The sequence below is a fragment of the Mesorhizobium sp. genome, assembly GCF_005063415.1.
Lineage (GTDB): Bacteria > Pseudomonadota > Alphaproteobacteria > Rhizobiales > Rhizobiaceae > Mesorhizobium.
The window spans coordinates 32,432-45,904 of sequence record NZ_SUEG01000032.1; the positions used below are offsets into that span (position 1 = coordinate 32,432).

Annotated in this window: 13 protein-coding genes; 10 read left to right on the forward strand and 3 right to left on the reverse strand. The window is 62.1% G+C overall.

Annotation, left to right across the window (positions count from 1 at the left end):
• From E5W70_RS11550 to E5W70_RS11570, 5 genes are all read left to right on the forward strand, one after another.
• A partial coding sequence (locus tag E5W70_RS11550) for a TRCF domain-containing protein (protein WP_292657841.1) occupies positions 1–1,707 on the forward strand: 1,707 nt, incomplete at its 5' end.
• A gap of 179 nt (positions 1,708–1,886) precedes the next feature.
• Entirely contained in the window at positions 1,887–3,260 is a 1,374-nt protein-coding gene (locus tag E5W70_RS11555) for a class II 3-deoxy-7-phosphoheptulonate synthase (protein ID WP_292657844.1), read from the forward strand.
• A 149-nt stretch (positions 3,261–3,409) separates the two neighbouring features.
• On the forward strand, positions 3,410–3,829 hold the full coding sequence (locus E5W70_RS11560; protein WP_292657847.1) for a GFA family protein: 420 nt from the start codon (positions 3,410–3,412) through the stop codon (positions 3,827–3,829).
• 77 nt (positions 3,830–3,906) lie between these two features.
• Positions 3,907–4,266: a diacylglycerol kinase gene (locus tag E5W70_RS11565; RefSeq protein ID WP_292657849.1), complete on the forward strand. Its 360-nt coding sequence runs from the start codon at positions 3,907–3,909 to the stop codon at positions 4,264–4,266.
• A 101-nt stretch (positions 4,267–4,367) separates the two neighbouring features.
• Positions 4,368–4,955 (forward strand): hemerythrin domain-containing protein, encoded by a 588-nt coding sequence (locus E5W70_RS11570; protein ID WP_292657851.1) that lies wholly within the window; start codon positions 4,368–4,370, stop codon positions 4,953–4,955.
• Between the two features lie 3 nt (positions 4,956–4,958).
• Here the strand turns inward: E5W70_RS11570 and E5W70_RS11575 are convergent, their stop codons facing one another.
• Positions 4,959–5,546: a DedA family protein gene (locus E5W70_RS11575; protein ID WP_292657854.1), complete on the reverse strand. Its 588-nt coding sequence runs from the start codon at positions 5,544–5,546 to the stop codon at positions 4,959–4,961.
• Positions 5,543–6,106, reverse strand: a complete 564-nt coding sequence (locus tag E5W70_RS11580) for a DUF1003 domain-containing protein (RefSeq protein WP_292657857.1) — start codon at positions 6,104–6,106, stop codon at positions 5,543–5,545. Before E5W70_RS11580 ends, E5W70_RS11575 begins: the two co-directional genes overlap by 4 nt.
• An 83-nt stretch (positions 6,107–6,189) precedes the next feature.
• On the opposite strand from E5W70_RS11580, the gene E5W70_RS11585 reads away from it, so the two are divergent.
• The 5 genes from E5W70_RS11585 to E5W70_RS11605 all read left to right on the forward strand — a co-directional run bounded on the left by E5W70_RS11585 (position 6,190) and on the right by E5W70_RS11605 (position 12,828).
• Entirely contained in the window at positions 6,190–6,903 is a 714-nt protein-coding gene (locus tag E5W70_RS11585; protein WP_292657860.1) for a DNA-3-methyladenine glycosylase I, read from the forward strand.
• 65 nt (positions 6,904–6,968) lie between these two features.
• Positions 6,969–8,684, forward strand: coding sequence for an NAD+ synthase (locus tag E5W70_RS11590; RefSeq protein WP_292657863.1), 1,716 nt, complete (start codon positions 6,969–6,971; stop codon positions 8,682–8,684).
• A 26-nt stretch (positions 8,685–8,710) separates the two neighbouring features.
• On the forward strand, positions 8,711–9,124 hold the full coding sequence (locus E5W70_RS11595) for a GNAT family N-acetyltransferase (RefSeq protein ID WP_292657866.1): 414 nt from the start codon (positions 8,711–8,713) through the stop codon (positions 9,122–9,124).
• Between the two features lie 391 nt (positions 9,125–9,515).
• Positions 9,516–11,321, forward strand: a complete 1,806-nt coding sequence (locus E5W70_RS11600) for an ABC transporter ATP-binding protein (protein WP_292657869.1) — start codon at positions 9,516–9,518, stop codon at positions 11,319–11,321.
• Between the two features lie 133 nt (positions 11,322–11,454).
• Positions 11,455–12,828 carry a glutamate--tRNA ligase gene (locus tag E5W70_RS11605; RefSeq protein WP_292657871.1) on the forward strand — a complete coding sequence of 458 codons (1,374 nt, stop codon included), beginning with the start codon at positions 11,455–11,457 and terminating at the stop codon, positions 12,826–12,828.
• Here E5W70_RS11605 and E5W70_RS11610 read toward each other — a convergent pair.
• The coding region (locus E5W70_RS11610; protein WP_292657874.1) for a DUF2865 domain-containing protein at positions 12,746–13,473 on the reverse strand (728 nt) is incomplete at its 5' end. The two genes, E5W70_RS11605 and E5W70_RS11610, sit on opposite strands and share 83 nt — an antisense overlap.

Below are 13,473 nucleotides of genomic sequence, written 5' to 3' on the forward strand. Positions count from 1 at the left end.
GCACCGGCGCTGGTGCCGGCGGAAGGCGTCTATGGCGAGTTTGCAGCGCGTTTCCCCTATGAGGAAACCGACGACCAGCAAACGGCGATTGAATCGGTCATGGATGATCTGGGCGCTGGAAAGCCGATGGACCGGCTGATCTGCGGCGATGTCGGCTTCGGCAAGACCGAAGTCGCGCTTCGTGCCGCCTTCATCGCGGCGATGGAAGGCTTTCAGGTCGCGGTGGTGGTGCCGACGACATTGTTGTCGCGCCAGCATTTCAAGACCTTCTCGCAGCGCTTCTCCGGCCTGCCGATCCGCGTCGCCCAGGCCTCGCGGCTGGTCGGCGCCAAGGAACTGGCCGAGACCAAGAAGGGGGTCGCTGAAGGCCAGGTCGACATCGTCATCGGCACGCACGCACTGCTCGGCTCCTCGATCTCGTTCAAGAATCTCGGCCTGCTGATCATCGACGAGGAGCAGCATTTCGGCGTCAAGCACAAGGAGCGGCTGAAGGATCTCAAGACCGACGTCCACGTTCTGACGCTGTCGGCGACACCGATCCCGCGAACGCTGCAGCTTGCCTTGACCGGTGTGCGTGAGCTGTCGCTGATCGCCACGCCGCCGGTCGATCGCATGGCCGTGCGTACCTTCATCTCCCCCTTCGATCCGCTGGTCATCCGCGAGACGCTGCTGCGCGAGCGCTACCGTGGCGGCCATTCCTTCTATGTCGTACCGCGCATCAGCGATCTCGCGGAAATCCATGATTTCCTGCGCGAATCCGTGCCTGAGCTGAAAGTGGCCGTGGCCCACGGCCAGATGCCGCCCGGCGAACTCGACGACATCATGAACGCCTTCTATGACGGCCAGTACGATGTGCTTTTGTCGACCACAATCGTCGAATCCGGCCTCGATATACCGACCGCCAATACGCTGATCGTGCACCGCGCCGATATGTTCGGACTGTCGCAGCTTTACCAGCTGCGCGGGCGCGTCGGCCGTTCGAAGGTGCGCGCCTATGCGCTGTTCACGCTGCCGGCCAACCGCAAGCTCACCGATACGGCCGAGCGTCGACTGAAAGTGCTGCAATCGCTCGACACGCTCGGCGCCGGTTTCCAGCTGGCCAGCCACGACCTCGATATCCGCGGCGCCGGCAATCTGCTTGGCGAAGAGCAGTCGGGCCATATCAAGGAGGTCGGCTTCGAACTCTACCAGCAGATGCTGGAGGAGGCGGTGGCCGAAGTGAAGGATTCCGGCGAGGTGCAGGATGGCGGCTGGTCGCCGCAGATCGCCGTCGGCACAGCGGTGATGATCCCGGAAAGCTACGTCCCGGATCTGCAGCTCAGGCTGGCGCTCTATCGCCGTCTTGGCGATCTCGAAAATACGGAAGAGATCGATGCTTTCGGCGCTGAGCTGATCGACCGGTTCGGGCCGCTGCCGGAAGAGGTAAAACATCTGTTGAAGATCGTCTTCATCAAGGCGCTTTGCCGCAAGGCCAACGTGGAGAAGCTCGACGCCGGGCCTAAAGGCGTCGTCATCCATTTCCGCAAGCGGGAATTCCCCAATCCGGTCGGGCTGGTCAAGCTCATCGGCGAACAGGGCTCGCTGGCCAAAATCCGACCCGACCAGAGCGTCGTCTTCAGCCGTGACTGGGCGACGCCCGAAAAGCGGCTGGCAGGCTCAGCGGTTGTCATGACGCAGCTGGCGCGGCTGGTGGAGAAGGCGGCGTAGCCGGGTCTCGCTGGTGCTCTGGACAACAACCGCGCCGGCACTTTCGCCGCCGGCCGTCATTCGCCAGCGCTGAGATTCCGGTCTAGAATAGGAAATCGGCTTCGTGTATGGAGCCGCGACCCCATATGGGGCGGATTGGCGGGCGATGGCGTCCGCCTGAAAGAGCGTTGGGTGCTTCGATGACGAAATGGTCGCCGAATTCGTGGAGAGCTAAGCCGATCCAGCAGGTTCCTGCCTATCCGGACCTTGTCGCGCTGAGGAACACGGAAACCCAGCTCGCTACCTTTCCGCCGTTGGTTTTTGCAGGTGAGGCACGCAAGCTGAAGAAGCAGCTTGCAGCCGTCGCTGCCGGTGACGCATTTCTTCTGCAGGGCGGCGATTGCGCCGAGAGCTTCGCCGAGCATGGCGCGGACAACATCCGCGACTTCTTCCGCGTCTTCTTGCAGATGTCGGTGGTACTGACCTTTGCCGGCGCGCAACCGGTGGTGAAGGTCGGCCGTGTCGCCGGCCAGTTCGCCAAGCCGCGCTCGTCCGACAATGAGACCAAGGGCGGTGTGACGCTGCCCAGCTATCGCGGCGACATCATCAACGGCATCGAATTCGATGCCAAGTCGCGCATTCCCGATCCTGCAAGGCAGGAGATGGCGTACCGCCAGTCGGCGGCGACGCTCAACCTTTTGCGTGCCTTCGCCCAAGGTGGCTACGCCAGCCTGGAGAACGTGCATCAATGGATGCTCGGCTTCGTCTCCGACAGCCCGCAGGGGGAGAAATACGAATCGCTCGCCAACCGCATTACCGAGACGATGGACTTCATGAAGGCCGTCGGCATCACCTCGGAGACCAATTACGCGCTGCGCGAGACCGATTTCTACACCAGCCATGAGGCGCTGCTGCTCGGTTATGAAGAGGCGCTGACCCGCGTCGATTCGACTTCGGGCGACTGGTACGCCACCTCCGGCCACATGATCTGGATCGGCGATCGCACGCGCCAAGCCGATCATGCGCATGTCGAATATTGCCGCGGCATCAAGAACCCGCTCGGTCTGAAATGCGGGCCGTCGCTGACGCCGGACGGCCTGCTGCAACTCATCGACCTGCTCAATCCGGAGAACGAGCCCGGCCGGCTGACGCTGATCGCGCGTTTCGGCTCCGACAAGGTTGCTGACCACCTGCCGAAGCTGGTGCGCGCGGTGCAGAAGGAAGGCCGCAGCGTTGTGTGGTCGTCGGACCCTATGCATGGCAACACCATCGAAGCCGCTGGATACAAGACACGGCCGTTCGATCGCATCCTGAAGGAGGTGCAGACCTTCTTCGAGGTGCATCGCGCCGAAGGCACGCATCCCGGCGGCATCCACATCGAGATGACCGGCAAGAACGTCACCGAATGCACCGGGGGTGCCCGCGCCATCACCGCCGAAGAATTGCAGGATCGCTACCACACCCATTGCGATCCGCGCCTCAACGCCGACCAGGCGATCGAGTTGGCGTTCCTGGTGTCCGATCTGCTCAAGAAGAGCCATCCGGTTCAGCACAAGCAGGTCGTCAACGGCTGATGCGATCTGTACTGTGATGTCATTGAAGAGGCGCCGGGCGAAAACCGGCGCTTTTTGTATTCAATCCCGCCGGTGTCGCATTTGCTCGTGCCTAACGCGCGCAAAACTGGAATCCTGCGAAGCGATGGCAATTGCATCGGGAGGCCGACATGGCTGATAGTCACACCGGATCATGCTTGTGCGGGGCAGTGCGGTTCCAGACACGAGGACCGCTACGCGGTGTCATCTACTGCCATTGCTCGCAGTGCCGAAAGCAGAGCGGGCATTTTTATGCGGCGACCAACGTTGCCGATCGCGACATCACAATCACCGGCGCGGAGAGCATCACCTGGTACGAGGCTTCTTCGTTCGCCAGGCGCGGCTTCTGCAAGACATGCGGCTCTCTGCTGTTCTGGAAGCCGAGCGACGATGGCTATGTTTCGGTCATGGCAGGCCTGTTCCACGCGCCAACCGGGCTTCAAGGAGAATGTCATATCTTTGTCGGCGACAAGGGCGACTATTACGCCATCGACGACGGGCTGCCGCAGTTCGAGAAGTCGACGCCATCGATCAAGGTGGCAGGCGACTGATTTTTGAAGAGGTCGCCTTATTCCCTTGGTCCAGCCATTGCGCTAATCCCCTGCCGGTGATTCCGAAGGGTTTTGGCATGCAGCGGCTGATCGACGCTTTTTACAATTCGGTGCGGGCGTTTCGCAAACTGGCCGCCAGCGAGGAGGCCTTCCAGCTGGAGCTGGTTCTGCTCGTGCTTGCCTTGCCGCTCGGCTGGTTCCTTTCGGAATCATGGCGCGGCTATGCGCTGCTGATCGGCGCGGTGCTGCTCATGATCATGATCGAGGTGTTGAACACCGGCATCGAGGCGGCGTGCGACGCGTTCAGCCGCGAATTCAACATCGATATCCAGCTAGCCAAGGATTGCGGTTCGCTGGCGGTGCTGATTTCGGTGGTGATCGCTGCCGGCGTCTGGGGCGTCGCCGTCATCGAGCGGATCGTCGGGGTACCGATCTGAGGTTTCAGACACTACATGCCGTCACTGCATTTCTCGTTTTGACCATGATCTTTTCCGAAAACCGGTACCACTTTTCGGGATCATGGTCTGAGGAAACCGATATGGCCGATGCCGCCGGATTGCTGCTGCTTGAACGTGAGGGCCTGCCGGACGATCTTCGCTGGCTGGCTGAAAAATATCCGCGCGAGGACTGGCAGGCGCATGCCAACATCCACGGCATGGCCAATATGTGGCTGCAGCGGCACGACATGTTCCGCGAGCTTGGCGGCATGCTCACCAATGGTATTGGCGATTATCGAGAAGGTAGGCTGAATGCGCCGGAATTCGCGCGCTGGTTCGCGCCGCGCCTCAACCATTTCCTCGGCAATCTCGACGGCCACCACAATGTCGAGGACCATCACTATTTTCCGGTCTTCGCCAGGGCCGAGACCCGTCTGAAGCGCGGCTTCGAAATCCTGGATGCCGATCACCATACAATCCATGAGGGACTGCAGCGCAATGCCCAGGCGGCAAATGCCTTCATCCGCACGCTTCAGGAGAGCGAAGACAAACAGCGGTTCGCCGCCGATGCCTATGCCGACGAGAACAGCCGGCTGATCGCCATGTTGACCCGGCATCTTGCCGACGAGGAAGACCTGATCATTCCGCTGATCCTCGAGAAGGGCGACCGCGCGCTCGGCATTGATTGACGATCAGCTTCCCTTGCGAAGCTCCCTCTTGGCGAGGAAGTGCGACGCCAACCAGCCGAGGATGGCCACAACGAGGCCGATTGCCAGAGCGATCAGCAACCGCTCGTGGCGGGCCAGCGCCTGGCCAACGATGCGCTCCGCTCCCAGCCCGAACACATAACCGACAGTGCAGAACAGCGCCGCCCAGACTACCGATGAGATAGCGTTGAGGATGACGAAACGCGCCGCGGCGATGCCCGACAGCCCGGCGGCGATACCACCGACCAGGCGCAGGCCATAGATGTAGCGGTTCGACAGCACGAAGATGTTAGGATGAGAGGTGACGAGGCGATAGGCGTGACTGAAGCCCGGCCGGGCTCGGAGCCTGATTACGAATTTATGGTCGGCGAAGCTCCGTCCCAGGATGAAAAAGAACGTGTCGCCACCGAAGGCGCCGAGCGCCGCCGCGAGCAAGGCCTGCCACGGGACGAAGACATGCTGATGCGCAAAGAAACCGCCAAGGATGGCGGCGCTTTCGCCCTCGGCGACGCAGCCCAGAAAAACCGCGACCAAACCATATTGCTCAATGAGGCGATGGATGGCTTCCGTCATGAAGACGTCCGCTGCTTCGACAGAATGTCGTCGATGCGCTTCACCTGCTCGGCCACCCGAGCGATCTCGTCGCGCATGCCGATGATTTGGCTGTGGCGCAGTTCGTCGAGTTTTTCGTGCAATGCCATGATCTCGATCTCGGCCTTGAGATTAACCTCATAGTCGTGGGCGGCGTCGATACGATCGCGCTCGGTCTGGCGGTTCTGCGCCATCATGATCACTGGCGCCTGCAGGGCAGCGACCATGGAAAGCACGAGATTGAGGAAGATGAAGGGATAGGGATCGAAGGCAGCGCGCGACAAGAGCCAGACATTGCCTGCCGTCCACAGGATCAGGAAGCCAATGAATGTCAGGATGAAGGACCACGAGCCGCCGATCCGGGCGATGGTATCGGCCAGGCGATCGCCAAACGTCTGGTGAAAGGCGACGGCCTTGTTGGTGTCCTTGGAGATCATGGTGCGTTCGAGCGTTGATTGCAGCACCCGGCTTTCGAGCGCGCTGAGGCCGTCCGGCTTTCGCTTCAGCCAGCGGTTTGCCATGTCCTCGATCGTTTTATTCATCGTCGCCTCCGTCGTCAGCGATAGAGGTAGAAGCTGCCGGTTCAAACGGGAAGTGGTAGATTGACGCGATAGGTCAGGAAACAATGGTGGATTTTCGGAAAATTCGCGCCCGTGCAGCGAAACGCAAAGGCGGAGAGGCAGCGCCTACGTCGCTGCTGGGCCCTATGCCCGACAATGCCGCGGTGGCAAAGATTGCGGATGACCGGATCCTGTCGACCATGGCCGAGCGGGTCTTTGCCGCCGGCTTCGTCTGGCGTGTTATCGAGCAGAAATGGCCGGGTTTCGAGGAAGCATTTCTTGGCTTCGAGCCGAAGCGGCTGCTGTTCCAGCCTGACGATTTCTGGCACGATCTCACCGCTGACAAGCGCATCGTCCGCAATCCGCAGAAGATCAAGTCCGTACGCGACAACGCGGGCTTCGTCGAGCGCGTGTCAAAGGAGCATGGCAGCTTCGGCAAGTTCCTGGCCAATTGGCCCGCGGATGACCAGGTCGGGTTGATGGCCTATCTCGGCAAGCACGGCAGCCGGCTCGGCGGCAATACCGGCCAGTATTTTCTGCGCTGGCTGGAGTGGGACGCCTTCATCGTCTCGGCCGACATGGCGGCAGCGCTGCGCGACGCTGGGCTCGACGTTGCGGAGAGCCCGACATCGAAGACGGATTTGGGCAGGATCCAGGCGCAGATCAACGCCTGGGCGGCGGAAACCGGGCTGCCGCGCCGACACATTTCGCGCATTCTGGCAATGTCGATCGGCGAGAACCATCCACCGGAAGCCTTGCGCAAATATATGGGCGAATAGGACCGATTGGTTGGTCCAAACGAACGCCATTGCCCGACGAATTTTGCCGCGCTAAACCCACGGGCATGACAGACAAGACCGCTCCAGACATATTGCGCATCGCCGTTGCCCAGCTCAACCCGACGGTCGGCGACGTCGCCGGCAATCTTGCCAAGGCACGCGAGGCGAGGGCGGATGCCGCCCGCCAGGGCGCCGACCTCGTGCTGTTCACCGAGCTTTTCCTTGCCGGCTATCCGCCCGAGGATCTGGTGCTGAAGCCCGCCTTCCTGAAAGCCTGCGAACGGGCGGCGGAGGATTTCGCCCGCGATACGGCCGACGGTGGCCCGGGTTTCATCATCGGCACGCCGCTGAAGCGCAAGACCGGCACGCACAATTCGATCATCTTTGCTGATGGCGGCAAGATCCTAGCCGAACGCTACAAGCTCGATCTGCCGAATTACGGTGAGTTCGACGAGAAGCGCGTCTTCCAGGCCGGCCCCGAGATCCAGGGGCCGGTCAATTTCCGCGGCGTGCGCGTGGGAGTGCCGATCTGCGAAGACATCTGGGGCGAGGTTGCCGTCTGCGAGACGCTGGCCGAAAGCGGCGCGGAAATCCTGCTGGTGCCGAACGGCTCGCCCTATTATCGCGGCAAGGTCGACGTCCGCCACCAGATCGTCATCCGCCAGGTCATCGAATGCGGCCTGCCGATCATCTATGCCAACCAGCTTGGCGGCCAGGACGAGCTGGTCTTCGACGGCGCGTCGTTTGCAATTGGTTCTGACAAGACGCTGGCCTTCCAGATGAGCCAGTTCGAGGAGGCGGTCAACGTCACCACCTGGAAGAGAAGCCGCGCCGCCGCAGGGGCGCAAAATGGAAATAATTCCGATGGTTGGGTATGCACTGACGGACCGATGTCGAAAATCCCGGAGAAGGAGGAGGCCGACTATCGCGCCTGCATGTTGGGCCTGCGCGACTACGTCAACAAGAACGGCTTCAAGAATGTCGTGCTCGGCCTTTCCGGCGGCATCGATTCGGCGATCTGCGCGGCACTTGCCGTCGATGCGCTCGGCGAGGAACGGCTGCGCGCCGTGATGATGCCTTACCGCTACACTTCGAAGGACTCGCTCAAGGACGCCGAGGACTGCGCCCGCGCGCTCGGCTGCCGCTACGATATCGTGCCGATCTTCGAGCCGGTCGAAGGTTTCCTGCACGCGCTGACGCAGCTTTTCGAGGGCACCAAGGAAGGCATCACCGAGGAAAACCTGCAGAGCCGGGCCCGTGGCACCATCCTGATGGCGATTTCCAACAAGTTCGGCTCGATGGTGGTCACTACCGGCAACAAGAGCGAGATGTCGGTAGGCTACGCCACGCTCTATGGCGACATGAATGGCGGCTTCAACCCGATAAAGGACCTCTACAAGATGCAGGTCTATGCGTTGTCGCGCTGGCGCAACGCGCATGTGCCGCCGGGCGCGCTCGGCCCGTCCGGCGAGGTGATACCGAACAACATCATCGACAAGGCGCCCTCGGCGGAGCTCCGTGAGAACCAGACCGACCAGGATTCGCTGCCGCCCTATCCAGTGCTCGACGACATATTGGAGTGTCTGGTCGAAAACGAGATGGGCGTCGACGAGATCCTTGCGCGCGGCCATGACCGGGCGACGGTGACGCGCGTCGAGCACCTGCTTTACGTCGCCGAATACAAGCGCCGGCAGGCGGCGCCCGGCGTGAAGATCACCAGGAAGAATTTTGGCCGAGACCGCCGCTATCCCATTACCAACCGGTTCAGGGATGGCGCGTAGGCGATTGGCTGCATAACGGTTTAGCCATGGCCAACTTTGAGATCAGCTTCGACCTGTCGCAGATCGACTTCCGGGCGACGTCCGACATTTTGAAGGAGAGCTATTGGGGCAGCGGCCGCAGCGATGAACTGCACCGCCGCGCCTTTGCCAACTCACTGTGCGTCGGCGCCTATGTCGGCGGCAATCAGGTCGGCTTCGGCCGGGCGATCACCGACCGTACGGTATTTGCCTATCTCGCCGACATCATTGTCTGGCCTGGGTATCGCGGGCAAGGCATCGGAACCCGGCTTGTCCAGGCGCTTATCGGTCATCCGGATTGCAAGACTGTCACGCATTGGAGCCTGTCGACCAACGACGCCCACGCGGTTTACGAGAAGCTCGGCTTCAGGCCTTCCACCGACGGCCGCTATATGCGCTTCGACCGTATCCCGGCAACCTGAACAGAGGCAGCGCACAACCCGCGATTGTTGCAAAATCGTCTCACTGCTTGGACCAGATGCGCTTTGGGCTATCTACTGACTTGGCGCGGCGTTGAGGCGTCTCTATAAACGCCTTTCCGCGATCCCCTTGGGGAGGACCGAAATGCCAGGATTTGACATCGTTATGCGAGGCCGCGAAGCCTAGGTCTCAATCGGCAAGCCAGAAGGTTCTTACCTTTGCGGCGAAGCCGAGCTGAGAACAGGCGTTCGTCGATGCCGGTCGCCGCCCGTATTCGGGCGAGCCGCCAAATGTGCCGAACCTCCGCATTCCTTGGGTGTTAATTCGCCCGACGCGGTTTTTTCAATTTTCGACCTTTTCCGGGATCGGGCTCGTTTGCGCCCGAATGACATCATGGCTCGTTTTCGAATAGATTTGCGCGCGGGCGCATTTCGCAGCGTTCTTGGCTTCACGCTCAGCCATTGGCGGCGCCAGCCGTGGCGGCTTGCCGGCATTATGGGCACGTTCCTGCTGTCGACCTTGGCCGACGTGCTGACGCCGCTCTATTCCGGCCGGCTGGTCGACGCCGTTGCCAGCAGTGCCGCGGCCGACGATGTCGCATGGAATGCGGCGATGGCTGCCTTTTCGATGCTGGTTGCCCTGGCGCTCACCGGTGTCGTGCTGCGCAATCTCGCGTTCATGGCCATTGTCGAGCTGACGTTGAAGATGATGGCGGATATCGCCGCCGACGCCTTCCACCGCGTCCAGCGCTTCTCCACCGACTGGCACGCCAACAGCTTCGCCGGATCGACGGTGCGCAAGATAACGCGCGGCATGTGGGCGCTCGACCTGCTCAACGACACGATCCTGATCGCGCTGCTGCCGTCGGTCGTCATGCTCGTCGGCTCGACGCTGCTGCTTGGCTGGTTCTGGCCGCTGATGGGCGCGATCGTCGCCACCGGTTCGGTTCTGTTCATCGCGGTGACGACGATGCTGTCGCTTGGCTATGTCGCGCCTGCGGCAAGGCTTGCCAACGCGTGGGATACACGGCTTGGCGGCTCGCTGGCCGATGCGGTGAGCTGCAACGCGGTGGTCAAGGGTTTTGGCGCCGAGGAACGCGAGGAGACACGGCTTGCCGAGGTCGTCGCCAAATGGCGCGGCCGCACGCGGCGCACCTGGGTGCGCGGCACCGTCAACGGCACCACGCAAGGCACGATGCTGCTGCTTTTGCGGGCAGCAGTCATCGGGTTCTCCCTGCTTTTGTGGTCGTGGGGGCAGGCAAGTGCCGGCGACGTCGCCTTCGTGCTGACCTCATTCTTCGTGCTGCAAGGCTATCTGCGCGACATCGGCACGCATATCCGCAATCTGCAGCGCTCGATCAACGACATGGAGGAACTGGTCGACTTCCAGTCCGAACCACTCGGCATCGAGGATCGGCTCGGCGCCAAACCGATCCGGATCACCGATGGCCGTATCACCTTCGACAACGTCACGTTCCACTACGGTAGCCACCGCCTGCCGCTGTATCGTGACTTTTCGGTGGATATCGCGCCGGGCGAGCGGGTCGGGCTGGTTGGCCATTCGGGCTCCGGCAAGACGACGTTCGTCAAGCTGATCCAGCGCCTCTATGACGTGACTGCGGGAAATATCCTGATCGACGGCCAGGACATTGCCGATGTCGCGCAGGCGTCGCTGCGCGCGCAAATCGCAATCGTCCAGCAGGAGCCGATCCTGTTCCACCGGTCGCTGGCCGAAAACATCGCCTATGCCCGGCCGAGCGCCACGCAGGCCGAGATCGAACACGCGGCGCGGTTGGCCAGCGCGGATGACTTCATCGCCAATTTGCCGAAAGGCTATGGCACGCTGGTCGGCGAGCGCGGCGTAAAGCTGTCGGGCGGCGAGCGTCAGCGTGTTGCAATCGCACGCGCCTTCCTCGCCGATGCGCGCATCCTCATCCTGGACGAGGCAACGTCGAGCCTCGATTCGGAATCGGAGGTGCTGATCCAGCAGGCGATGGAGCGCTTGATGGTCGGCCGCACGACGCTGGTCATCGCCCACCGGCTGTCAACGGTGCGGGCGCTGGACAGGCTTTTGGTGTTCGATCGCGGCCGCATTGTCGAAGAGGGCTCGCATGACCAGCTGATCCGGTTGCAAGGCGGCATCTATCGTAGGCTGTTCGAACGCCAGGCGCTTGAGCTGACCAAAGGCCTGGTGATCTGACGGTTACGGCGCCGCGCGCCTTAATAGACGCGCGGCGCTGCCGTCTTTTCTTCGTCTTCGTCATGTTCTATGTCTGCCGCAGAGCGCGGGGGCGCGTCTTGTCAACAGCAAAACCATCCGGTACGCCCCGCTCATGACAGTTACCGTCCGTTTCGCCCCGTCACCGACCGGCCGCATTCACATCGGCAATGCGCGCACGGCTTTGTTCAACTGGCTGTTCGCCATCAAAAACAAGGGTCGCTTCATCCAGCGCTTCGACGACACCGACGTTGCCCGTTCGACGCAGGAATTTTCCGACGCCATCCTTTATGACCTGCATTGGCTGGGCATCTTCCCCGATGTCACGGAGTATCAGTCGCGGCGGGTCGAAATCTATGATGCCGCACTGGAAAGGCTGAAGGAGGCCCGTCTCGTCTATGCGTGCTACGAGACGCCTGAAGAGCTCGACCTGAGGCGCAAGGTGCGCCGCACGCGTGGCCTGCCGCCAGTCTATGGCCGCGAGGCGCTGACGCTGGCACCCGAGCAGGTCGCGGAATATGAGGCCGATGGCCGGCGGCCGCACTGGCGCTTTCTGCTACCCAACTTCAGCAGCGATCCGCTGCAGCCGGAGCGCACCGAAATCCACTGGAACGACCTGGTGCGCGGCGAGGAGACCGTCGACCTCGCCTCGCTTTCAGATCCGGTTCTGCGGCGCGAGGATGGCACCTACCTCTACACGCTGCCTTCGGTGATCGACGACATCGAGATGGGCGTCAGCCATGTCATTCGTGGCGACGACCACGTCACCAATACCGGCGTCCAGATAGCCCTGTTCCGGGCGCTCAGCGCCGAGCCGCCGGTGTTCGGCCACCACAATCTTCTGACAACAGCATCAGGCGAGGGGCTTTCCAAGCGCACCGGCGCGCTGTCCATCCAGAGCCTGCGTGAGAGCGGCATAGAGCCAATGGCAGTCGCTTCGCTGGCGGTGCTCGTCGGTACCTCGGAAAACGTCGTGGCGGTGCCGACGATGGCTGAACTTGCCGAGCGCTTCGATCCGGCGGCAACATCGAAATCCGCCGCCAAATTCGATCCGGACGAGCTCTTCGTGCTCAACCGCACGCTGCTGCACCACATGCCCTTTTCCGAGGCGCGCGACCGGCTGATCGTGCTCGGCATCTCTGGCGAACAGGCCGAGCCTTTCTGGCTGGCGGTGCGCGGCAATCTCGACAGGCTGGCCGATGCAGCAATCTGGTGGCGCACACTTCGCGACGGTCCAGAGGAGCCGGCGGAGTTTTCCGACGATGACCGCGACTTTCTTCGCCAAGCGTTCGAACTGCTGCCGGAGGAGCCTTGGAACGGCACCGTCTGGAAAGACTGGACCGGCAAAATCCGAGCGGCGAGCGGCCGTAAGGGCAAGGCACTGTTCATGCCGCTGAGGCTGGCGCTTACGGGACAGCCTTCGGGTCCGGAGCTTGCAGAGCTGTTGCCGCTGCTGGGTCGGGAAGGAACGTTGGCCCGACGACCCTGACCTTGCGCTGTTCCGGCGGCGGCAGGGACGTCGGCGAGGGCACGGGTTTGACGGCAAGGCGTCTGATCGCCTCACGGTCGAGGCCGCCTTGCGCATTGGCCAGGGTCTCCGGGTCGGCGCCCGGATCAGGCCTGGCAACCGGCAGCGGAATGAACGGAGTTGTCTCCACGTTCGCTTCGGATTGTTCCGGGCTGGGCGGGTTGCCAGCGATGATTTCGAAATTCTGCGCGGCGTTGCAGCCGCAGGCCGGCGGCCGCGGCATGTCGGACTGCTTGTAGAGATAGGCCGTCGGCAGTTCGATATAAGGCCTGCCGGTCACTGAAGACGTCATCGACGCCGAATCGTCGTTCAAGCCGCGCGTGTAGAAAACCTGCATCTCGGTGCCGGGGCAGCTCGATTCGCAATTCTTCTGGTCGCGCTCGAAATCGCCCGGCGAGGCAGCATTCGACATCGGGAAGAAATAACCGTCGCAGGTCCGCACGCACATGGTGCGGAATTCGCCGCGGGGCTGGCCCAACTCGTCGGCGTTGTTGAGCATGGTGCGGATGTTGCGCGGCTGATTTAGTTCTTCAGCCTGGTCGGGCTCGTCAGGCTGGTCGGGCGCACCGGGTTCACTGCCCAAAAGCTGGTCGAGCAGGTTTCCGT